The organism is Streptomyces sp. NPDC096046 (assembly GCF_040303285.1).
Classification (GTDB): domain Bacteria; phylum Actinomycetota; class Actinomycetes; order Streptomycetales; family Streptomycetaceae; genus Streptomyces.
The window spans coordinates 282859-305321 of record NZ_JBEOSZ010000001.1; the positions used below are offsets into that span (position 1 = coordinate 282859).

A 22463-nucleotide genomic window follows, 5' to 3' on the forward strand; every position below is an offset into this window, starting at 1 on the left:
GTGGGACGCGATCTGCCTGATTTGAGGTGAAGTTCGGGGCCCGGCAGGTTTTGACGGTGCGTAGTCTGTGCGCCATGCACATCACCGGGAACCAAGTGACGCCTGAGAGCGTCGTCGTCCACGGTGTAGTAGGGGTGCATACGGGACCGATGAATGCGGAGCCGACCGCATCCGTACTTCGGGGGGACCGGAAACCAGCCGCCGTTTCCAGGCGCGCAAGGGTGCGCCTGCCCGAGGAGTAGTCGTTCGATGAGCGAGCACCGTCGCAAACCGCCGCAGCCGCAGGGAGGCGGACGTGCCGCGGCCCGACGCGGCCAGTCCGGCTCGTCCTCCGGCCGCCGTGCGGCACCGCGAGGCGCCACCGGGTCTCCGTCCGACTCCTATGGGTCGGACGCCTACGACTCAGGAGGTGAGGAGCGTCAGTACGGCGGCCGTGCCGAGGCCCGCCGTGCGACGCAGAGAAGCACGGGTGGTAGCCGCCGCAGAGCGGCCGAACCGACCCGGGGTGGCCGGCGTACCGGCCCCGGCGGCCCGAACGGGCCCGGCCGGGGCAGGGGACGCGCGGCCGCCGTCCCCGACAAAAAGCGGCTGATCGACTATCCGCGGGCCGGCAAGTACGGCTGGCAGCGCTGGATGCCGTCCTGGAAGCTCGTCTCTGGCTTGTGCGTCGGCTTCTTCGGCAGCCTGCTGGCCGTGGCGGGCATCGGCTACGCGATGGTGGGCGTCCCCAACGAGGAGAACGCCGCGGCCCTGTCGCAGAACAACGTCTACTACTGGGCCGACGGCAAACAGATGATCGCGGCGGGCAGTGGCCAGAACCGGCAGAACGTCACGATCGACCGGATCCCCAAGGCCATGCAGTGGGCGGTGATCTCGGCCGAGAACAAGACCTTCTACGAGGACAAGGGCGTCGACCCCATGGGCATCGCCCGAGCTCTGGCGAACATGGCGCGGGGCGGTGACACGCAGGGCGGTTCGACGATCACCCAGCAGTTCGTGAAGAACACCTACCTGAGTCAGGAACAATCGCTCACCCGCAAGTTCAAGGAGATGTTCATCTCCATAAAGGTGGGCACGAAGGTCGACAAGCCGGTGATCCTTCAGGGTTACCTGAACACCTCGTACTACGGCCGTGGCGCCTACGGCATCCAGGCCGCCGCCCAGGCCTACTACGGCAAGGAAGCGAAGGACCTCAAGGCGAGTGAGTGCGCCTTCCTCGCTGCCCTGCTGAAGGGCCCGACGTACTACGACCCCGCGGGCAATGACGGCATCGACAAGACGGCGACCGCCAGCGCGAACCGCAAGCGGTCGGAAGCCCGTTGGGCCTGGATTCTCGAGCAGATGCACAACGACAAGAGGATCACGGACGCGGAGTACCAGGAAGCGATCAAGAGGTACCCCACGCCTCAGCCCCGTAAGGCGATCAAGGGCATGACCGGCCAGATCGGGTACCTGGTGGACACGGCCAAGAAGTACGTCCTGAACCACTCCAACATCTCCGAGAAGCAGTTCGACCTGGGCGGCTACCAGATCAAGACGACGTTCAAGAAGGAGAACGTCGAGGCGCTGGCGGAGGCCGTCAAGAAGATCGAGAAGCAGAAGCTCGACCCGAAGAATCGTGAGCTGGACCAGCACGTCCAGTTCGGTGCGGCGTCGGTGAAACCCAAGGACGGTGCGATCGTCGCGCTCTACGGCGGTTCGGGTTACGAGAACGGCCACTTCAACAACAACGCGGACACCTCGGGTGTCCCCGTCGGTTCGACGTGGAAGCCGTTCGTGCTCGCCGCGGCGATGGAGCACGGCACCTACCGGAGCGACGGCCCTCTCTCACCGCTGAGCAAGTACAACGGCAACGACCGCCTCAAGGTCAAGAACAACGACGGCTCCTATGTCCTGAAGAAGGACAACACCCCGTTCTTCCAGAAGAACGAGAGTGAGTACCCCTGGGGCTACATCTCGCTGCGCAAGGCGATGGAGCAGTCGGTCAACACCCCGTTCGTGCAGCTTGGCATGGACGTGGGGATGAAGAACGTGGCCGACCTGGCCGAGAAGTCCGGCATCCTGAGGAGCAGCTTCGCCGATCTCAACGCTTCGTTCGCGCTGGGGACGTCGACGCCCAGTGCGATCCGTATGGCCGACGCCTACGCGACATTCGCCGCAGCGGGCAAGCAGGCCGCCCCGTACTCGGTGACCAGCGTCAAATACAACGGGCAGGAAATCCAGGGCTTCGACAAGCCGAGGATCACGCAGGCCATGCCTGAGAACGTGGCCCACAACGTCACTGATGTCCTGGAGAACGTCATCCAGAACGGCACGGGTACGAAGGCGCTGGCCCTGGGCCGTACGGCGGCCGGCAAGACCGGTACCACCGACGAGAACAAGTCGGCCTGGTTCGTCGGCTACACCCAGCAACTGTCCACCTCGGTCGCGATGTTCCGTGAGGACCCCAAGAGCGCCAAGCTGCTGTCCATGAACGGCACGGCGGGTGAGAAGTCCATCCACGGTGGCGACGTCCCCACACTGGTGTGGACCGAGTACATGAAGGCCGCGCTGAGCGGTGAGCCCGATCTCGGTTTCCCGGACGCAGAGAAGATCGGCAAGATCCAGGACGGGGTGGGTGCCCCGTCGCCGAAGCCGACGCCCAGCGTGGAGCCCAGTGAGACGGTGACCGAGTCGCCGAGCGCGACGCCCAGCGAGAGCCCGGCGTCTCCGTCGCCCACGCCGAGCGACACCTGCGGGTTCTTCGGATGTGAGGACGACGGTGGCGCGCAGAATGGCGGCACCGGCACCGGCGGCACCGGCACCGGCGGCACAGACGGAGGTGCTTCCCCCGAGCCCTCGCCGACCGATACGGGCCTGGACGGCGGCAACACCAGAGGCAACGGCAACGGAGGCATCTTCGGAGGCCCTGAAGGATAGCCACCGAAGATTGCCCGGCTTGGGTGTTTCACGTGAAACGCGAAGACGTTTCACGTGAAACAAGGGCCGCCGTCCCCCTCGGGTACGGCGGCCCTCGGCGTATCCAGACACGTACGGCAGGATGTGCGGCATGCCCAGTGCAGAATCGACGCAAGCGAGCGTCCATGAGCCGGACCCGGCGCGGCCGACCAAGGAGGACGAGGTCGCCGCGGCCGGCAGCGAGCTGATCGGCGGCCCGCTCGGGCGGCGTGCCCTGCTCGGGACGTCCTGGTGGACTCCCGTGCGGGTGATCGCGCTGGTGGCGATCGGCATGTTCGCCCTCGGCCTGGTCCAGAAGGCGCCTTGCTACAACGGCGCCTGGTTCTTCGGCGCCAGTTCCCAGTACACGCACGCGTGCTATTCGGACATCCCCCACCTCTACCAGGGGCGCGGCTTCGCCGACGGGCTCGTGCCGTACTTCGACCGGCTTCCCGGCGACATGCAGTACCTGGAGTACCCGGTTCTCACCGGTGTCTTCATGGAGGTCGCCTCTTGGCTCACGCCCGGCAGCGGCACCATCCAGTTCCAGGAGCAGTGGTACTGGATGGTCAACGCCGGAATGCTCATGGTGTGTGCGTCGGTCATCGCCGTCTGCGTCACCCGTACCCACGCCCGGCGCCCCTGGGACGGCCTCCTGGTCGCCCTGGCGCCCGCCGCAGCCCTGACCGCCACCATCAACTGGGACCTGCTCGCGGTCGCTCTGACGGCCGCGGCGATGCTGATGTGGTCACGTGGCCGTTCTCTCGCCTTTGGCGTCCTGCTGGGGCTCGCCACGGCCGCCAAGCTCTACCCCTTCCTGCTCCTGGGGCCGCTGATGGTGCTGTGCTGGCGTGCGGGCAGGTGGCGTGAGTTCGGGACGGCTCTGGGCGGCGCGATCGTCGCGTGGGTCGTCGTGAACGGACCGGTGATGCTCTTCGCCTTCGAGGGCTGGTCGAAGTTCTACACATTCAGCCAGGAGCGGGGCGTCGACTTCGGCTCGTTCTGGCTGATCATGGCGCAGAACTCGGACGACCCGCTCAGCACCGACACCGTCAACACGCTCGCCACGCTGCTGATGCTGGTGTGCTGTGCGGCTGTCGCGGCGCTCGGGCTGACCGCCCCGCGCCGCCCGCGGTTCGCCCAGCTCGCCTTCCTGATCGTGGCGGCGTTCATCCTCACCAACAAGGTCTACTCGCCGCAGTACGTCCTGTGGCTGGTGCCGCTGGCCGCTCTCGCCCGGCCGAAGTGGCGGGATTTCCTGATCTGGCAGGCCTGCGAGGTGGCGTACTTCCTGGGGATCTGGCTGTACCTCGCGTACACGACCAGCGGAGAGGCCCACAAGGGGCTTCCCACCGACGGCTACCACTGGGCCATCGGCCTGCATCTGCTGGGGACGCTGTATCTGTGCGTCATGGTCGTCCGGGACATCTTCATGCCGGAGCGGGATCCGGTGCGGCGGTCCGGTGACGACGACCCCTCGGGCGGAGTGCTCGACAAGGCCGAAGACGTCTTCGTTCTCAGCCCCGCGGCCCGCGGCCGACGGCACATGACCGCCCAGTGCGACGAGCCGTCGGTCGAGTGGGGCAGACCGGGCGCTACGGACGGTTCGCTCTGAGCGAACGGCGCCGGAGGGCATAGCCGGGAACGCCGAAGGCCGTACACGGGTAGCCGGGTACGGCCTTCTTGCTGCGCTGCGAGGGACGCCGCGGCGCGCCGGTCAGCGGTCCATGATCCGGTCGAACTGCGTGGTGGTGTGGCGCAGGTGGGCCACGAGCTCATCACCGACCTTCGGCTCCGGCGCGTCCGCCGGCACGAACAGGATCGAGACCTGCATATGCGGCGGCTCCGCGAACCAGCGCTGCTTGCCACCCCAGACGAACGGGGAAAGGTTGCGGTTCACCGTCGCGAGACCGGCGCGGGCGACGCCCTTGGCGCGCGGCATGACCCCGTGCAGCGCCTTGGGGGCCTCCAGGCCCACCCCGTGCGACGTACCGCCCGCCACGACCACCAGGAAACCGTCGGAGGCGGCCTTCTGCTGGCGGTAGCCGAAGCGGTCGCCCTTGGCGACCCGCGTGACGTCCAGGACCGCGCCGCGGTACTCGGTGGCGTCGTGGTCCCCCAGCCACAGCCGCGTGCCGATGCGGGCCCGGAACCGGGTCTGCGGGAACTGCTGCTGGAGCCGGGCGAGTTCGTCGGCCTTGAGGTGGCTGACGAACATGGTGTGCAGGGGCAGCCGGGCGGCACGCAGGCGGTCCATCCAGCCGATGACCTCCTCGACGGCGTCCGAACCGTCGGTCCGGTCCAGCGGCAGGTGGATGGCGAAGCCCTCCAGGCGGACGTTCTCGATGGCGGCGTGCAGTTGGGCCAGGTCCTGCTCGCTGATGCCGTGCCGCTTCATCGAGGACATCACCTCGATCACCACGCGGGCACCGACCAGGCCGTACACACCGTCTATCGACGAGACGGACCGGATGACCCGGTCCGGCAGCGGCACCGGCTCCTCGCCACGCCGGTAGGGCGTCAGCACCAGCAGGTCCCCGCCGAACCAGTCCTTGATCCTGGCGGCCTCGTACGTCGTGCCGACGGCGAGGACATCCGAGCCCAGCCGTGTGGCCTCCTCCGCCAGCCGCTCGTGCCCGAAGCCGTAGCCGTTGCCCTTGCAGACCGGCACGAGGCCCGGGAACTGCTCCTGCACGTGCTTGTGGTGCGCACGCCAGCGCGCGGTGTCGACGTAGAGCGTGAGCGCCATGGCCGGACCTGGAACCTTTCTCGTGGTCGCCGTATATCAGCGGTTGCCGTGTGTCAGAGGTATAGAAGCACTGAACGGGACATCAGCGACGCGACATGTAGATGTCGAGCGCCTTGTGCAGCAGCTTGTTCAGCGGGAAGTCCCACTCGCCGAGGTACTCGGCCGCCTGGCCGCCGGTACCCACCTTGAACTGGATCAGGCCGAAGAGGTGGTCGGTCTCGTCCAGCGAGTCGGAGATGCCGCGCAGGTCGTAGACGGTGGCGCCGAGCGCGTAGGCGTCGCGCAGCATCCGCCACTGCATCGCGTTCGAGGGCCGGACCTCGCGGCCGATGTTGTCGGAGGCGCCGTAGGAATACCACACGTGCCCGCCGACGATCAGCATCGTCGCAGCGGACAGGTTCACGCCGTTGTGCCGGGCGAAGTACAGCCGCATGCGGTTGGGGTCCTCGGTGTTGAGGGCCGTCCACATGCGCTGGAAGTACGACAGCGGGCGCGGACGGAAGTGGTCGCGCACAGCTGTGATCTCGTACAGCCGCTGCCATTCCTCGAGGTCCTGGTAACCGCCCTGGACGACCTCGACACCGGCCTTCTCGGCCTTCTTGATGTTGCGGCGCCACAGCTGGTTGAAGTTCTTGTGGACCTCTTCCAGGGAGCGGTTCGCCAGCGGCACCTGATACACGTAACGGGGCTGGACGTCGCCGAAGCCGGCGCCGCCGTCCTCACCCTGCTGCCAGCCCATGCGGCGCAGCTTGTCGGCGACCTCGAAGGCACGCGGCTCGATGTGGTCCGCCTCGATGTCCCGCAGGCGCTTGACGTCGGGGTTCTGGATGCCCTGCTTGATGGAGGGGGCCTCCCAGCGCCGGATGATCACCGGCGGGCCCATCTTCACGGAGAAGGCACCCTGCTGCTTCAAGTGCGCCAGCATCGGCTCGAGCCACTCCTGCAGATTCGGCGCGAACCAGTTGATGACCGGGCCCTCGGGCAGGTAGGCGAGGTAACGCTTGATCTTGGGAAGCTGCCGGTAGAGGACCAGGCCGGCACCGACCATCTCGCCGGTGCGGTCGTCGAACCATCCGAGGTTCTCGGAGCGCCACTCCGCCTTGACATCAGCCCAGGCCGGGACCTGCATGTGGCTCGCCGACGGCAGGCTCTGGATGTAGGCCAGATGCTGCTCGCGACTGATGGTCCTCAGGGTCAGGCTCATTCGGGGCGCTCCTCGGGCTGGTGTGTCCCCATGGGTTCAGGGGCTCCGGCTCTCGCGCGAAGCCTACTGCGCCTGGGGAGCGCGCCGGTTGGGCGTACGGGACCTTCGCCCCGGCCCGAGGCCGGCCGGGGCGAGAGCGAAGTTCGAAGCGGGGTGCCCTGGCGTCAGCCGATGAGGCCGCCGTGCGCCATGCCCAGGAAGAACCCGACACCCGAGGCGCCCAGGCCCAGGATCAGGCCGAAGCGTTCCCGGGTCGTCTCGGAGATCCACTGGCCGTACGCGCCCGTGAGGATGCCCACCAGGCCGGCCCAGGAACTGAGCAGATGCAGGTCTTCCTCGATGATCGCCGTGAGGAACGACAGGAGGCCCAGGACCAGGGTCGCCGCGAGCAGGGCGTCCTGGAGGGGATGGGGCTTGCCGTCCGTGGCGAAGAGGCCGCCGGCGGTGTTCGGTCGCAATGCCTGTGCCATAGGGCACCTCCTGCGAAAGTCGGCGCATCGTAGCGCCGTACACACCCGATGTGTACAGATTGGCTGCCCTGGCGGCCGGATTTCAACCGCAAGCCGCTGTGCGGGTACTCTGTACCGTCCGCACCGGTGTCTGCCCATCTCATGGCAGGGGCTCCTCATCAGAACCCCCGACTGTCAGTGGTGGCCGATACCGTTGCCTACGCATCACAACCCTCCTGCCACGGAACGACCGTGGCCGCTGAGTCCAAAGGAGGTGGGTTCCACATGCGTCACTACGAGGTGATGGTCATCCTCGACCCCGAGGTCGAGGAGCGCGCTGTCTCTCCGCTGATCGAGAACTTCCTTTCTGTCGTCCGTGACGGCGGCGGAAAGGTCGAGAAGGTCGACACCTGGGGCCGTCGTCGTCTCGCGTACGAGATCAAGAAGAAGCCCGAGGGCATCTACTCGGTCATCGACCTGCAGGCCGAGCCTGCGGTCGTCAAGGAGCTCGACCGCCAGATGAACCTGAACGAGTCGGTCCTCCGGACCAAGGTCCTCCGTCCCGAGATGCACTGAGCTTCCAGCTCAGCTGATCCCGGGATTCGAGTAGCAAGCAGCCAGAGCAAACCCGCCGAGAGGTTCCCCCATGGCAGGCGAGACCGTCATCACGGTCGTCGGCAATCTTGTCGACGACCCCGAGCTGCGCTTCACCCCCTCCGGTGCGGCGGTCGCGAAGTTCCGTGTCGCGTCCACCCCCCGCACCTTCGACCGCCAGACGAACGAGTGGAAGGACGGCGAGAGCCTCTTTCTGACCTGCTCGGTCTGGCGTCAGGCGGCGGAGAACGTCGCGGAGTCGCTCCAGCGAGGCATGCGCGTCATCGTGCAGGGCCGGTTGAAGCAGCGGTCCTACGAGGACCGTGAGGGCGTCAAGCGCACGGTCTATGAGCTGGACGTCGAGGAAGTCGGCGCCAGCCTGCGCAACGCCACGGCCAAGGTCACCAAGACCAGTGGCCGAGGTGGCCAGGGCGGCTTCGGCGGCGGTGGTGGCGGTGGCGCCCAGGGTGGCGGCGGCTGGGGCGGCGGCTCCGGTGGCGGCCAGCAGGGCGGCGGCGCTCCCGCCGACGACCCGTGGGCGACCGGCGCTCCCGCCGGTGGCAACCAGGGCGGTGGCGGCGGCTGGGGTGGAAACTCCAGCGGCGGCGGCGGTGGCGGCTACTCGGACGAGCCCCCCTTCTAGGGGCGGGTTCGCACTCATACTTCTTGATCACACAGGAGAAACACCATGGCTAAGCCGCCTGTGCGCAAGCCGAAGAAGAAGGTCTGCGCTTTCTGCAAGGACAAGGTCACGTACGTGGACTACAAGGACACGAACATGCTGCGGAAGTTCATTTCCGACCGCGGCAAGATCCGTGCCCGCCGCGTGACCGGCAACTGCACCCAGCACCAGCGTGACGTCGCCACGGCCGTGAAGAACAGCCGTGAGATGGCGCTGCTGCCCTACACCTCCACCGCGCGATAAGGGAAGGGTGACCGACTCATGAAGATCATCCTCACCCACGAGGTCTCCGGCCTCGGTGCCGCGGGCGACGTCGTTGACGTCAAGGACGGTTACGCTCGCAACTACCTGATCCCGCGGAAGTTCGCTATCCGCTGGACCAAGGGTGGCGAGAAGGACGTCGAGCAGATCCGTCGTGCTCGCAAGATCCACGAGATCCAGACCATCGAGCAGGCCAACTCTGTGAAGGCCCAGCTCGAGGGCGTCAAGGTCCGTCTGGCCGTTCGCTCCGGCGACGCCGGTCGGCTCTTCGGTTCCGTCACGCCGGCCGACATCGCTTCGGCGATCAAGGCCTCTGGTGGTCCCGAGGTCGACAAGCGCCGCATCGAGCTCGGCTCGCCGATCAAGACGCTGGGCGCTCACGAGACGTCCGTGCGTCTGCACCCCGAGGTTGCCGCCAAGGTCAACATCGAGGTCGTCGCGGCCTGAGTGCCGCGCTTGCTGAAGCAGTAAGCGATGGGGCCGCACCCTGCGGGGTGTGGCCCTATTCGTATGTGCTGGGTGTCTGCCGACCGAAACGGCGCGTGTGTTTCACGTGAAACAGCGCGTTCGGTGGACCCGATCGTGCTCACGTGAAACAGGGAGCGTTTCACGTGAAACGTCAGCGGGTCGCGCCCGTCACGATCCAGCGCCCTGAGCGGGCGCGGAGCCACAGCGTCAGCATCCGTACGCTCATCATCAGCGTCATCGTGGCCCAGAGGGCGGTCAGCCCGCCGCCCAGGACCGGGACCAGTAGAGCGACCGGTGTGAAGACGGCCAGGGTGAGCAGCATGGCCCAGGCGAGGTAAGGTCCGTCGCCTGCGCCCATCAGGACCCCATCCAGAACGAAGACGATGCCGGAGATCGGCTGGGAGAGGGCGACGATGACCAGGGCGGGCAGCGCCACATCCTTGACCGCTGGGTCGCTGGTAAACAGGGGCAGGAATGCCGACCGGGTGATGACTACCAGGGCTCCGAGGACGACGCCGACGACGATGCCCCACTCCACCATGCGACGGCACGCGTCTCGGGCGCCTTGGGCGTCACCGGCTCCGAGGTAGCGCCCGATGATGGCCTGCCCGGCGATGGCGACGGCATCAAGGGCGAAGGCCAGCAGGCTCCACAGGGAGAGGATGATCTGGTGGGCGGCGATGTCGTTATCTCCGAGGCGGGCAGCGATCGCCGTGGCGATCATCAGGATCGCCCGCAAAGAGAGGGTCCGGACCAGGAGGGGAGCCCCGGCTTGCGCGGAGGCCCTGATCCCGGCGACGTCCGGGCGCAGCGAAGCGCCGTGTTTGCGGGCTCCTCGTAGCACCACGGCGAGGTAGACCGCCGCCATGCCGCACTGGGCGATGACGGTTCCCCATGCGGATCCGGCGATTCCCAGGTCGGCGCCGTAGACAAGTCCGGCGTTGAGGGCACCGTTGGCGATGAAACCGGCGATGGCGACGTAGAGCGGGGTCTTCGTGTCCTGCAGGCCACGCAGCACGCCGGTCGCGGCGAGCACGACGAGCATCGCCGGTATGCCGAGCACGGAGATGCGCAGATATGTGGTCGCATAGGGGGCTGCCGCTTCCGACGCACCGAAGAGGTCCACGAGGTGGGGCGCCGTCGGCAGGGCGACGACAACGACGGCAGCACCGAGGAGCAGTGCCAGCCAGATGCCGTCCATGCCCTGCCGGATGGCGGCTTGCAGGTCGCCCGCGCCGACTCGGCGGGCAACCGCCGCTGTGGTGGCGTAGGCGAGGAAGACGAAGACGCTGACGGCGGTCATCAGGAGGGCCGAGGCGATGCCGAGGCCGGCGAGTTGGGCTGTGCCCAGATGGCCCACGATCGCGGTGTCGGCCATGAGGAAGAGGGGCTCGGCGACGAGGGCGCCGAAGGCGGGCACAGCCAGTGCGACGATCTCTCGGTCGTGCTGTCTACGGCCGTGGCGGCGGCGCGCGGGAGCCTGTGTCATGTGCACCAATCTAATCGTCCACAGGTAAGTGATGCAAAGCTTTTTTGACCCTTACTGTCCGTCTCGGTGTGCGCACTGCTGTGCACTGTTCGAGACGATCTTGCGCCGGTTGGGAAAGTTTTTCTTCTGCACAGCCGGTGGACGGTAACGCAGCAGGTCAGAAGGGTTTGCCTTGGTGGTCCCGCTGTTTGTTCACAGGCCTGTCCACCGGCTCGTGCACAGGTTTCGAGGAGTTCTCCACAGCATCTGGGCCGCCGTCCACATGGCCTGTGGATAACCAGATTGGCTGACGGTGCCGAGAGGCCTACGGTGGTCCGGCGCCCGCTCCGTCCGCCGGTTTTCAAAACACCACAAACCCGGCGCGCGCCAACCGGAGTTGGGCCTCTTATTTGTCAGTGCCGTGCCGTAGAACAGAGGGGCACGGCTAGGTCTGCTTCGGCGGACGTGAGGAGGTGGCTCGGTGAGCATTTCCGAGCCCTTGGACGACCCGTGGGCCGACAGCGGTCCCAGTGATCGTCTGCCCGCCTCCCGCCGGCGCGGTGACGGAGGCCGGGGCCGCGGCGAGCAGCACGAGCGCGGCAGGGACGGCGGGGCCTGGGACGGCGGATCGGCCCCGTCGTTCGAGCGGGTACCACCGCAGGACATGGACGCCGAGCAGTCCGTCCTCGGCGGCATGCTTCTGTCCAAGGACGCCATCGCCGACGTGGTCGAGATCCTCAAGGGTCACGACTTCTACAAACCGGCCCACGAGACGATCTACCAGGCCGTCCTCGACGTCTACGCCAAGGGCGAGCCAGCGGACCCCATCACGATCGCGGCCGAGCTCACCAAGCGCGGCGAGATCAACAAGGTCGGCGGGGCGTCGTATCTGCACACCCTCGTCCAGACGGTGCCCACGGCGGCCAACGCCGCGTACTACGCGGAGATCGTCCACGAACGGGCCGTGCTGCGCCGCCTCGTCGAGGCCGGCACCCGCATCACGCAGATGGGATACGCGGCCGACGACGACGTCGACGAGATCGTCAACCGGGCCCAGGCGGAGATCTACGCGGTCACCGAGCAGCGGACCAGCGAGGACTATCTGCCGCTCGGCGACATCATGGAAGGCGCGCTCGACGAGATCGAGGCGATCGGCTCGCGCAGCGGCGAGATGACCGGTGTGCCCACCGGGTTCACCGACTTCGACTCCCTCACCAACGGCCTGCACCCCGGCCAGATGATCGTCATCGCGGCACGTCCGGCCATGGGTAAGTCCACGCTCGCTCTGGACTTCGCGCGGGCCTGCTCGATCAAGAACAACCTGCCGAGTGTGATCTTCTCGCTCGAGATGGGGCGCAACGAGATCGCCATGCGTCTGCTGTCCGCCGAAGCCCGGGTCGCCCTCCACCACATGCGGTCCGGGACGATGACGGACGAGGACTGGACGCGCCTGGCCCGGCGGATGCCCGACGTCTCTGCGGCCCCGCTCTACATCGACGACTCGCCGAACCTGTCGATGATGGAGATCCGTGCCAAGTGCCGTCGTCTCAAGCAGCGCAACGACCTCAGGCTGGTCGTCATCGACTACCTGCAGCTGATGCAGTCGGGTGGCTCCAAGCGGGCAGAGAGCCGTCAGCAGGAGGTCTCGGACATGTCCCGTAACCTCAAGCTGCTCGCCAAGGAGCTGGAGCTCCCGGTCATCGCCCTCTCCCAGCTGAACCGTGGTCCCGAGCAGCGTACGGACAAGAAGCCGATGGTGTCCGACCTGCGTGAGTCCGGTTCCATCGAGCAGGACGCCGACATGGTCATCCTGTTGCATCGCGAGGACGCCTACGAGAAGGAGTCACCGCGTGCGGGCGAGGCCGACCTGATCGTGGCCAAGCACCGAAACGGCCCGACGGCGACCATCACGGTCGCCTTCCAGGGTCATTACTCACGGTTCGTGGACATGGCGCAGACCTGATCCCACCTTGTAGGGCTTCAGGTTTCGCTGCACCGTCTCACGCTCTGCTTCATATCGGCTGCACTTATGCAGTGGCCGTGGGACAAGCAGGTCGGCGCGTTCACTCTTTCGGGCTACTTGGCTCCGAGCCCAGGCGTCTGCTCTCACGCCGCTGAGCGGTCTCGACCTGCCCGGATCCGACCCGGATGACATCGGCATCCCCCGCCTCCACCAGCTCGTTCGCCAGCGCAAGCGCCCCGTCCAACATGCGGCCCGCGTGCTCGACACCAGCATCGCCGCCATCCGCTATCTCCTGGACGAACACCCTGCCTTCGCAGCCGAGGTGACCGAGTGCTCAGCGCGATCCACCGTCCAGATCCGTCAGCGAGCTCGCCGCGAAGTCCCGAAGGACGTCCTGGCACGCCCCTATCTCCAAACCCGGTGTGGTCACAGATGATGTTGGGGCACACTGCGCGGATGGGTACTGATGTCGCCTGGTCCCCGCAGGAGAGGGCTCTGCGTCACGTCGCGGCCCTGTCCTCGGGAGGGCCGCTCAACCGCAGACTGCGGCTGACGATGAACTTCCACCCCGACCGCATGGCGGGCGATCGCCCGATCCTGCTCAAGATGGCGGAGGACGGAATTTACCGGTCGCAGTTCGTGACCGGCACCGGCAATGGTGGTCTGACCGCCTACCCAGGCGGGGACAGGTGGCGCTGGGAAAGCCGTATCTTCGGAGGTGCCTACGACCATGCCGCCGCTGGCGAACGCCCCGTTTACGGAGCGCTGAACTACCGGCGAGAGGCTGTCGGCGGGGCACCTCGATTCGGCTCCTCGCACTTCAGGCTCACAATCAAGACTCTCGCGCGAGCCACGTTCTGCTACCCAGACAGCTCCACCGACCCCCCGGCGTTCGGAGTTGCAAACCGCTTTTCGCTCCTTGAGCTGGCCGAGGCCGACGGCCTCGATGCCTTGGACGGCCACATCGAAGCGCAGATTCATGGGCCGGTCAGATTCGACTGCGACGTCGAATCCCTGGTCCTAGATCCCAGCTATCGCGGCACGGCCGTGGAAGACATGGCCCGCCGACTCCCATGCGCCATTGAGTGGCATCCCGGCTTCCGACTGGCCGTGGATCACTTGCGACGCCACCCGGACTACCGCGGACAGGAGTACGTCGATCTAGGCGCCGAGATCGCGGTCGACGGTTGGCTTGATCCCCGGAGCATTGGAGAGGCTGCCCACACAGACCGCTACGACCCACAGGCGCTCAAGAAAGTCTGGCACTGCCTGGCGCGCTTCGGCTCGCTACTTCGCACGAACGCTGAAGCGCGCGACTCAGCCGGTCCGTTGTCCCCCGGAGCCGGCGAGCCGGTGACCCACCGTTCATTGGCATCCTGCGGCCTGCATGGGTCCACATGAGCCTTCGCATGGTCGACTGGGCCATCAGGCACTTCACACCGACCGATGCGGAGCACTGGCTGGACCTGGCCACACAACGCGTGCACTGACGTTTGCCAGCCGAGGAAATGACACGGCGCTGAGACAAAGTCGGCTGGCCAAGCTGCGAGACAACCGGAGAAGACGCAGGTCACCGCACCCGCGCCATGATACGAGCCGCGAGATGCTACACCTCGCCTCACAGGCCCGCCCCCCATGTGCTCGACGAGAGGCTGCTGGGGCAGGTGAACTGGGCCCATGACGACATCTCAGGGTGAGCTGCTCCCCGGCACACGTCGTGCTCTGCTGCACCGGATCGCCGTCGCACAGGCCGAGGGACGGGCTCCGTCGCTCGTCGCGGCCGTCGTGCGGGACGGGGCGACGGTGTGGACGGGCACGCGGACCTCGGTGGAAGGCCACGCGCCGGACGACAACGTGCAGTACCGGATCGGTTCGATCACCAAGACCTTCACGGCGGTTCTCGTGTTGCGGCTCCGCGACGAGGGCGCGATCGACCTCGGGGATCCGCTGGAGAAACACCTGCCGGGCACCGGAGTGGGAGAGGCGACCGTCGCCGAACTGCTCGCACACACGGGGGGATTGGCGGCCGAGACACCGGGGCCGTGGTGGGAGCGAAGCCCGGGATCCTTGCGTCCCGAACTCGCCGACGTCCTGGGTGAGCGGCCCCTGCTGACCCCGCCCGGCCGCAGGTTCCACTACTCGAACCCGGGCTATGCGCTGCTCGGCGCACTCATCGAAAAACTCCGCGGCGCCCCCTGGGAGGAGGTCCTTCGGCGTGAAGTGCTCGAACCTCTGGGGCTGCACCGCACGAGCGTGCGACCGCAGGCGCCCCATGCGGGCGGCTGGGCCGTGCATCCCTGGGCCGACGTGATGCTTCCCGAGCCCACCGAGGATCTGGGCCGCATGGCGCCGGCCGGTCAACTCTGGGCTACCGCAGCGGACTTGGCGCGGTTCGCGGTCTTTCTGGTCAACGGCGACGAGCGGGTACTGAGCACCGAGTCGCTGAGGGAGATGAGGACGCCGGCCGCGCCCCACGAGGCGGCGGACGTGGCGAGCGGCTACGCCTACTGTCTGGGCATGGAGATCCGGCGGCGGAACGGACGGTCCCTCGTCGGCCACACCGGTTCACTGCCCGGCTTCCTCGCCTGCCTGATGATCAGCGTCGACGACGACGTGGTGGCGATCGCCTTGGCCAATGCCACGTCCGGGCCGATGCTGTTCACCGTCGCCGCGGACCTGGTCCGTATCGTCGCCGAGGCGGAGCCGCGCATCCCTGCACCGTGGAAGCCGCTCAACGACGTCGACCCGTCGCTGCTGGAGTTGACGGGCCAGTGGTACTGGGGGACGCACGCTTTCGCTCTGCGGCTTACGGCCGACGGGCACGTTTCCCTGGGACCGCTGTCCGGCAGCGGCCGTCGCTCACGGTTCCGCCCGAACGGTGACGGTACATGGACAGGGCTGGAGAGCTACTACGCCGGCGAGCTCCTGAAGGCCGTGCGGCGACCGGACGGGTCCGTGAGCCACCTGGACCTCGGCTCGTTCATGTTCACGCGCCGGCCGTATGACGAGGGGGCTCCTGTGCCGGGCGGTGTCGACCCCGAGGGATGGCGCGGCATCGGCTAGGTGGTGCGTGTGGATGCCCTGTTTCACGTGAAACAGGGCATCCACACACATCATCGCGACGGTCAGAGCTGGAGCTTGAAGCCCGTGTGGGAGGCCGTGAAGCCGAGTCGCTCATAGAAGCGGTGGGCATCGGCGCGCGTCTTGTCGGACGTCAGCTGGACCAACTGGCAGCCCTGGTTCCGGGACTCGTCGATCGCCCACTCGATGAGCTGAGTCCCCAGGCCGCTGCCGCGCTCGTCCGCATGGATGCGCACCCCTTCGACGATCGACCTGATCGCGCCGCGTCGAGACAGCCCCGGAATGATCGTGAGCTGGAGAGTTCCGACGACCCGGCCTTCCCGAACCGCCACGACCAGGTGCTGGTTCGGCTCGGCGCTGAGCCTCTCCAGAGCGGCCAGGTACGGGGCGAGATCGTCCGGGGACTCGCGCTGTGCGCCCAGCGGATCATCCGCGAGCATGGTGACGATCGCCTGGACGTCGTCGGCCACGGCGGCACGTATTTCAAGATCTCCCATGAGTCGCACTCTACGCAGAGACGGCCCGCGCGGAGCTGTCGCACGCGGCGAGGCCCTGTGGGGACACGACCCTAGGCGGGCACCGGGGTCTGCAGCGTCTCCACGACCCGGACCAGCGGGGCCAGCTCGGGGTTCTTCGCCGCCTCGTCGAGAGCCTCGCGCAGGGCGGTGTCATTGGTGGGCCGCGCCGCTTGCAGGAGTTCGAGACCAGCCGCGGTGACGTTCGTGTAGATGCCCCTGCGGTCGGTCGGGCACAGGTAGCGCTCCAGAAGACCGCGGTCTTCCAGCCGGGTGACCAGACGCGTGGTGGCGCTCTGGCTGAGGACGACGGCGTCGGCGACCTGCTTCATCTGGAGATGGCCTCCGTCCCCGTCGTGCTGTCGGCTGAGCACGTCCAGCAGGGAGTACTCGCGCGCGCTGAGGTCGTGCTGTGCCTGCAGAGCGCGCTCGATGCGGGCCTCGATTCTCCCGTGGAGCAGGGAGAGGGCGCACCAGCTCTGGGCGAGAGCGGTGAGCGCGGGGTCCGTCGCTGTCATTGGCGTTTCCTCCGTCCCGGAGCGGCTGCCTCCAGGATAGAGCAGGACCGCAATAGGCAGCGTATGCAAATATCCCGTGTGTACAACTATTGTGAACGCACGTAAAGTGCTCCTGCAATCGTCCGGGAAGGTAACCCCTCCATGCCTCTCGCGCTTCTGGCCCTAGCGATCGGGGCCTTCGGGATCGGAACGACAGAGTTCGTGATCATGGGCTTGCTGCCCGAGGTCGCGAGCGAGTACGGGGTGTCCATCCCCACGGCCGGGTACCTGGTCACCGGCTACGCGCTCGGCGTCATGTTCGGCGCCCCACTGATGACCGTGCTCGGCACCAAGATCTCCCGCAAGCGGATGCTGATGCTGCTGATGGGCCTGTTCATCGCGGGCAACCTGCTCTCGGCCCTCGCCCCGGCCTTCTCCGTCATGCTGATCGGCCGGATCGTCGCCTCGCTGGCGCATGGAGCCTTCTTCGGCATCGGCTCGGTGGTCGCGGCCGACCTCGTCGTCCCCGACAAGAAGGCCGGAGCCATCGCCATGATGTTCACCGGTCTGACTGTCGCCAACGTCGTGGGCGTCCCGCTGGGCACTCTCGTCGGGCAGTCCGTCGGCTGGCGGGTGACTTTCGGCATCGTCGCCGCGCTCGGTGTCATCGGCCTGGTCGGCATCGCCCGGCTCGTCCCCGACATGCCCGAGACAGAGGGCGTGCGCCTGCGACACGAGCTGGCCGCTTTCAAGAACGTGCAGGTGCTGCTTGCGATGGCCATGACCGTCCTCGGCTTCGGCGGTGTCTTCGCCGCCATCACCTACATCGCGCCGATGATGACCCACGTCGCGGGCTTCGCCGACGGCTCCGTCACCTGGCTACTGGTCCTCTTCGGCCTCGGCATGGTCGGCGGCAACCTCGTCGGTGGCAAGTTCGCCGACCGCGCCCTGATGCCGATGCTCTACATCGCCCTGAGTGCCCTGGCCGTCGTCCTGGCGCTGTTCACCCTCACCGCGCACGACAAGCTGCTGTCGGCGATCACCATCACGCTGATCGGTGCCCTGGGCTTCGCCACCGTGCCGCCGCTCCAGAAGCGGGTCCTCGACCAGGCGCACGGCGCTCCCACCCTGGCCTCCGCAGTGAACATCGGCGCCTTCAACCTCGGCAACGCCCTATCCGCCTGGCTCGGCGGACTCGTGATCGCGGCCGGCCTCGGCTATACCGCCCCCAACTGGGTCGGTGCCGCCCTGGCTGCCGGAGCCCTGGTTCTGGCCGTCGTCTCGGCCGCCCTGGAGCGTCGTTCCGGTGGTTCCAGCACCGTCGTCACAGGACCCGCGCCGACGGAGCAGCGGGTCGCTGCCCACCACTGAGCAGTCTCAACGTCCCGACCCCTACATGCCTCAGCACCCCTGCAAGCCGTCCAGGAGAACCCCCTCATGAGCACCACGACCGCTGTGGCCCCGCTGACCACCCGTGACGCCGAGGTCCTCGTCGCCGTCGCCCACCGTGCCGCTGAGACCGCGGGCGTCACGATCAGCGTCACCGTTCTGGATGTGGGCGGCCATCTGCTCGCCTTCCGTCGCGATGACCGTGCCGTGCTGATTTCAGGCGAGACCAGCACCCGCAAGGCCTACACGGCTCTCCAGCTGAACGCGCCCACCGCCGACCTCGCCGACGCGGTACAGCCTTGAGGTCTCTTCCACACGCTGCCGACCGCCCTCGACCGGCCGCTGCTGTTCATCACCGGTGGTGTGCCGGTGCACCGCGACGGCCGCCTGATCGGCGCGATCGGCGTCGGTGGGGGTGCCCCGGAACAGGACCACGGCTTCGCCGCGACCGCTGTGGAGGCCCTCGCTCGACCTGGCCCGCGTCAGCGCGACAACGCCGGTTTCCCGATCCATGGGGAGCCGGCGTCGTCGTATCGCGGCTCTTCAGCCCGCCGCGACGGTGACCGGTGCGAACCGCCGGCTCCAGTCTCCGAGCGACTCGGAGATGCCGTAGGACATCACCGAGTTGAAGGCGACGGCCTCCAGACCGCGCTCCTTCACCCATGCGAGGAGCTCTTCGTGCCGCACGTCGATGTCGGTGCGCAGGGGACGGTCGGTGTGCGCGGCGAGTGAGGCGATGAGCGCCTGGGCCACCGATGTGTCGCGCGCGATGAGCGGGCCGACGACGTGGGTGTCCATGTTGGGCCAGGCCGCCGCGTATCCGATGATGCGCCCGTGCTCCTCGGCCACGCGCAACTGGTCCGCGAAAGCGGGCAACCGGGTGACGATGTGCGTACGGTCGGCCCCGAACACCTGCTCGTCGAGCCGGAGGATCGCGGTGATGTCCTCGGCGGTCGCGGCACGGGTGGCCACTTCCGACTCCGGTCCGCCGGGAGTGAAGCGCCCGGCGACCATCTCTGCCCGCCCGATGGTCTTGAAGCCCAGTTCCTCGTAGAGGGGTCGGCCGTGCGGCGTCGCGTGCAGGGTGAGAGGCGTGGTGCCCATTGCGGAGACGACGTGGCGCATCAGTCGGCGCCCCACGCCCTTGCGGGCATGCCGTCCGGCGACCAGAACCATGCCGATCGCGGCGAGGGCGGGATCCTGCGGCCCGTACTCGGTGACGACACAGGCGCTGACGAGGCCCCCCTCGGGGTCGTCGATGCCGTAGCCCTTCCCGGCCGTGAGAAGGAAAGCCCACTTGTGCTCCTCCCGTGGCCACCCCCGATCCTCGGACCCGTCGGCGCAGGCGGCTTGATCGCGGAGCGTCAGACGACGGATGGACAATGAGGCAAGAGAAGGAGTCGGCACGCGGGTCAGGCTGTCTGACAAGGCACCCCGGCGTCCACCTGTTTCGACGGAGACATACGACCTTTTGGCCAGTTGTCACCGCTCGGCCGACGCACGGACCGGGACTGGATGTTTCACGTGAAACACGTAAGAACATCTGGTGTCCGATCGAGGCCGTGAACGGGGTTCCCCGTCACATCGTTGGCCGACTCGCCGATACGCGTCGTGCCCTCATTCGCGACGGGTGAAGGCGGGACTTGTATGCACAGTGGCGGCCGGTAGGGTCGACTCCGGTTCGCGTCCGGGGCGAGCCGGCACGTTCCGTGTGGGCCGGGTCCAGGGGCGTGCAGCATAACGGGACGGAGAGATCGAAGACCCGCGTTCCGGGTGTGCGACCGAAGCGTCCGGGCGAGTGAGAAGCGCGATGAGAGTTGCTGCGGCCAATGTCACACTCTCGCCTTACTTGTCCGTACGGAGCTGGAATACAGGTTGAATGTGACCGTATTGGCCGCGACAAGGAGGGGAACGCAGACCGTCCACGGGGGAAGCAGGCACCTTCCGACCGAGGAAGTGCGCAGACCGACCGAAAGATGCTCGAGGCGAGGCACACCATGGACGCTCCGACCACCACGTCGGCCGACAACGGCACTTCTGGCGGCGGGGGCGGCTGGTTCACACCCCGCAAGAACCCGACGACATCGCCGGAAAGCCGACCCGGGACGGCAGACGGACGCCGACCGGCCGTGATACGTCCCGTGGGAACGTCCAGGCCCGCCCCGGATGTGCCGGAGGACGGCATGTCCGAGCCACCCGCCTCGTCGCCCGGCGGCGCTAACGCCGATGGGCCGGACTCCGTTCGTGAATCCCCGAACGAGATCCCCACGTCCACCCGTTCAGCCGCGCAGCACGACCCGTCTCACGCGTTCTCACGTCAGGCCGCCGCCTCGTCGCCGGGTCCCGCACCCACAGCGCTCACCCCGGCGCCCTTCGCCTCCACCGTGGCGGCGCCTCCGTCTGCCGCTCCAGAGCCGCGTGTTCCCTCCCAGCGGCACGCACCGGCGTCGAGTTCGGCACCAGCCGCCACAGCCCCGGGCGAAGCGGCGTCCCCCGACGCCCTACTCATCCGCCGCGCCATGGCCGAGGTCGCCCCTGTTTCCGACAAGGTCACGTCGTACTTCTACGCCCTGCTCTTCGTCCGTCACCCCGACCTGCGGTCGCTGTTCCCGGCCGCGATGGACACCCAGCGGGACCGGTTGCTCAGGGCGCTGCTCACGGCCGCCGAGCACATCGACGACAAGAACGTCCTCGTCGACTACCTGCAGAACCTCGGCCGGGGCCACCGGAAGTACGGGACGCGGGCCGAGCACTACCCGGCCGTCGGCGAATGCCTCATCGGCGCGCTGAGCAAGTACGCCGCCGAAGTCTGGAGCCCGGAGATGGAGGCGGCCTGGGTCCGGGCCTACACCACGATCTCCCAGGTCATGATCGATGCGGCGGCCGCGGACGAACTGCGTGCACCGGCGTGGTGGTACGCCGAGATCGTCACGCACGAGCTGAGAACCCCGGACGTCGCCGTCGTGACGGTCCGCTCCGACCAGCCGTACCCCTTCCTCGCCGGGCAGTACACCAGCCTGGAGACGCCCTGGTGGCCGCGGATCTGGCGGCACTACTCCTTCGCCTCGGCCCCCCGCTCCGACGGTCTGCTGTCCTTCCACGTGAAGGCCGTTCCGGCCGGCTGGGTGTCCAACGCCCTGGTACACCGCGCACGCCCCGGCGACATCATCCGGCTCGGCCCGCCTGCGGGTTCGATGACCGTCGACCACACCACAGCCAGTGGCCTCCTCTGCCTGGGCGGCGGCACGGGCATCGCGCCCATCAAGGCTCTGATCGAGGATGTCGCCGAGCACGGGGACCGCCGGCCGGTGGAGGTCTTCTACGGGGCCCGCACCGACCATGACCTGTACGACATCGACACCATGCTCCGCCTCCAGCAGATCCACCCCTGGCTCTCGGTCCGCGCGATCATCGACCAGCAGGCGCACCAGCAGCTGCCGGACGCGATCCGCGCCTACGGGCCGTGGAACGAGTTCGACGCCTATCTCTCGGGTCCGCCCGGGATGATCCGCAGCGGTGTGGACGCCCTGAGAGACCTCGGCATCCCGTCGGACCGCATACGGCACGACTCCGTCGAGGAACTGGTCGCGGCCGGGAACTGAACAGGCGCCTCAACCCAGGTCGGGCGCGTGCATGGCGAGAACACCCTCGATGTTGCCGTCCAGGTAGTGCCGCAGCGACAGCGGCACAAGATGGACGGACGCGATCCCGACCCGGGTGAAGGGCACACGCACGATCTCGTACTCACCGACGGGCTCGTCGACCTCAGGACCGTGACGCAGAGAAGGGTCCAGGGACTCCAGGCGGCAGACGAAGAAGTGCTGCACCTTCACACCGCTCGCACCACCGTCCTCCCCGATGTGCTCCATGGTGTCCACGAAGCAGGGCACCACATCGGTGACCTTCGCGCCGAGCTCCTCGTACACCTCGCGGTGGAGGGCATCGACGACGGTCGAGTCGCTGGGCTCGACCCCGCCGCCGGGGGTGAGCCAGTAGGGATCCACACCAGGCTTGGTGCGCTTGATCAAGATCAGGTCGTCACCGTCCAGCAGAACGGCGCGGGCGGTGCGCTTGACCACGGGTCGGACGGTCATGAGTGAAATGTGGCCCGGCTGGTTCCACGTGAAACATCGCGAAACGTGACCACTCGAGCCCTCAGAGTCAGACACCGTCCCGAGCGCCCGGCATCCGCGCCATGGCGCCCGC

At 67.6% G+C, this 22463-nt stretch carries 19 protein-coding genes and 1 pseudogene; 12 read left to right on the forward strand and 8 right to left on the reverse strand.

Annotation, left to right across the window (positions count from 1 at the left end; genetic code table 11):
• Positions 1-249 precede the first annotated feature (249 nt).
• Positions 250-2919 carry a transglycosylase domain-containing protein gene (locus tag ABTX62_RS01340; protein ID WP_352114250.1) on the forward strand — a complete coding sequence of 890 codons (2670 nt, stop codon included), beginning with the start codon at positions 250-252 and terminating at the stop codon, positions 2917-2919.
• Between the two features lie 121 nt (positions 2920-3040).
• Positions 3041-4552, forward strand: a complete 1512-nt coding sequence (locus ABTX62_RS01345) for a glycosyltransferase family 87 protein (protein ID WP_352114251.1) — start codon at positions 3041-3043, stop codon at positions 4550-4552.
• Between the two features lie 102 nt (positions 4553-4654).
• On the opposite strand, the gene ABTX62_RS01350 is transcribed toward ABTX62_RS01345, so the two are convergent.
• The 3 genes from ABTX62_RS01350 to ABTX62_RS01360 form a co-directional block, all read right to left on the reverse strand.
• The gene (locus tag ABTX62_RS01350; RefSeq protein WP_283972227.1) at positions 4655-5686 is read right to left on the reverse strand and encodes an alanine racemase; all 1032 of its coding nucleotides are present in this window, start codon (positions 5684-5686) and stop codon (positions 4655-4657) included.
• Between the two features lie 82 nt (positions 5687-5768).
• On the reverse strand, positions 5769-6890 hold the full coding sequence (gene femX, locus ABTX62_RS01355) for a peptidoglycan bridge formation glycyltransferase FemX (RefSeq protein ID WP_031137685.1): 1122 nt from the start codon (positions 6888-6890) through the stop codon (positions 5769-5771).
• Positions 6891-7054: 164 nt separating this feature from the next.
• Positions 7055-7360, reverse strand: a complete 306-nt coding sequence (locus tag ABTX62_RS01360; RefSeq protein ID WP_352114252.1) for a hypothetical protein — start codon at positions 7358-7360, stop codon at positions 7055-7057.
• A gap of 264 nt (positions 7361-7624) precedes the next feature.
• Between ABTX62_RS01360 and rpsF the strand changes: the two genes are divergently transcribed.
• From rpsF to rplI, 4 genes are all read left to right on the forward strand, one after another.
• Positions 7625-7915 carry a 30S ribosomal protein S6 gene (gene rpsF, locus ABTX62_RS01365; RefSeq protein WP_104779105.1) on the forward strand — a complete coding sequence of 97 codons (291 nt, stop codon included), beginning with the start codon at positions 7625-7627 and terminating at the stop codon, positions 7913-7915.
• 70 nt (positions 7916-7985) lie between these two features.
• A complete protein-coding gene (locus ABTX62_RS01370; RefSeq protein WP_352114253.1) occupies positions 7986-8576 on the forward strand; it encodes a single-stranded DNA-binding protein in 591 nt (196 codons plus the stop codon).
• A 45-nt stretch (positions 8577-8621) separates the two neighbouring features.
• Entirely contained in the window at positions 8622-8858 is a 237-nt protein-coding gene (rpsR, locus tag ABTX62_RS01375; RefSeq protein ID WP_003949403.1) for a 30S ribosomal protein S18, read from the forward strand.
• A gap of 18 nt (positions 8859-8876) precedes the next feature.
• Positions 8877-9323: a 50S ribosomal protein L9 gene (rplI, locus tag ABTX62_RS01380; RefSeq protein ID WP_062927880.1), complete on the forward strand. Its 447-nt coding sequence runs from the start codon at positions 8877-8879 to the stop codon at positions 9321-9323.
• Between the two features lie 172 nt (positions 9324-9495).
• On the opposite strand, the gene ABTX62_RS01385 is transcribed toward rplI, so the two are convergent.
• The gene (locus ABTX62_RS01385; protein WP_352114254.1) at positions 9496-10833 is read right to left on the reverse strand and encodes an MATE family efflux transporter; all 1338 of its coding nucleotides are present in this window, start codon (positions 10831-10833) and stop codon (positions 9496-9498) included.
• 460 nt (positions 10834-11293) lie between these two features.
• Here ABTX62_RS01385 and dnaB point away from each other — a divergent pair, with 460 nt between their 5' ends.
• The 3 genes from dnaB to ABTX62_RS01400 all read left to right on the forward strand — a co-directional run bounded on the left by dnaB (position 11294) and on the right by ABTX62_RS01400 (position 15838).
• On the forward strand, positions 11294-12775 hold the full coding sequence (gene dnaB, locus ABTX62_RS01390; RefSeq protein ID WP_352114255.1) for a replicative DNA helicase: 1482 nt from the start codon (positions 11294-11296) through the stop codon (positions 12773-12775).
• 456 nt (positions 12776-13231) lie between these two features.
• The gene (locus ABTX62_RS01395) at positions 13232-14176 is read left to right on the forward strand and encodes a DUF3626 domain-containing protein (protein ID WP_352114256.1); all 945 of its coding nucleotides are present in this window, start codon (positions 13232-13234) and stop codon (positions 14174-14176) included.
• A gap of 276 nt (positions 14177-14452) precedes the next feature.
• Positions 14453-15838 carry a serine hydrolase domain-containing protein gene (locus tag ABTX62_RS01400; RefSeq protein ID WP_352114257.1) on the forward strand — a complete coding sequence of 462 codons (1386 nt, stop codon included), beginning with the start codon at positions 14453-14455 and terminating at the stop codon, positions 15836-15838.
• Positions 15839-15900: 62 nt separating this feature from the next.
• On the opposite strand, the gene ABTX62_RS01405 is transcribed toward ABTX62_RS01400, so the two are convergent.
• Together ABTX62_RS01405 and ABTX62_RS01410 are read right to left on the reverse strand one after the other, a co-directional pair.
• Positions 15901-16353, reverse strand: coding sequence for a GNAT family N-acetyltransferase (locus tag ABTX62_RS01405; protein ID WP_352114258.1), 453 nt, complete (start codon positions 16351-16353; stop codon positions 15901-15903).
• A gap of 71 nt (positions 16354-16424) precedes the next feature.
• Positions 16425-16889: a MarR family winged helix-turn-helix transcriptional regulator gene (locus tag ABTX62_RS01410; RefSeq protein ID WP_352114259.1), complete on the reverse strand. Its 465-nt coding sequence runs from the start codon at positions 16887-16889 to the stop codon at positions 16425-16427.
• A 141-nt stretch (positions 16890-17030) separates the two neighbouring features.
• On the opposite strand from ABTX62_RS01410, the gene ABTX62_RS01415 reads away from it, so the two are divergent.
• Entirely contained in the window at positions 17031-18239 is a 1209-nt protein-coding gene (locus ABTX62_RS01415; protein WP_352114260.1) for an MFS transporter, read from the forward strand.
• A gap of 66 nt (positions 18240-18305) precedes the next feature.
• Positions 18306-18725 (forward strand): annotated as a pseudogene (locus ABTX62_RS01420) (GlcG/HbpS family heme-binding protein); the annotation flags it as partial.
• Between the two features lie 75 nt (positions 18726-18800).
• Here ABTX62_RS01420 and ABTX62_RS01425 read toward each other — a convergent pair.
• A complete protein-coding gene (locus ABTX62_RS01425; protein WP_352114261.1) occupies positions 18801-19664 on the reverse strand; it encodes a GNAT family N-acetyltransferase in 864 nt (287 codons plus the stop codon).
• A 569-nt stretch (positions 19665-20233) separates the two neighbouring features.
• On the opposite strand from ABTX62_RS01425, the gene ABTX62_RS01430 reads away from it, so the two are divergent.
• Positions 20234-21859 (forward strand): globin domain-containing protein, encoded by a 1626-nt coding sequence (locus ABTX62_RS01430; protein WP_502997883.1) that lies wholly within the window; start codon positions 20234-20236, stop codon positions 21857-21859.
• 9 nt (positions 21860-21868) lie between these two features.
• Here ABTX62_RS01430 and ABTX62_RS01435 read toward each other — a convergent pair whose 3' ends face one another.
• Entirely contained in the window at positions 21869-22351 is a 483-nt protein-coding gene (locus ABTX62_RS01435; RefSeq protein ID WP_352114263.1) for an NUDIX domain-containing protein, read from the reverse strand.
• Positions 22352-22463 lie beyond the last annotated feature (112 nt).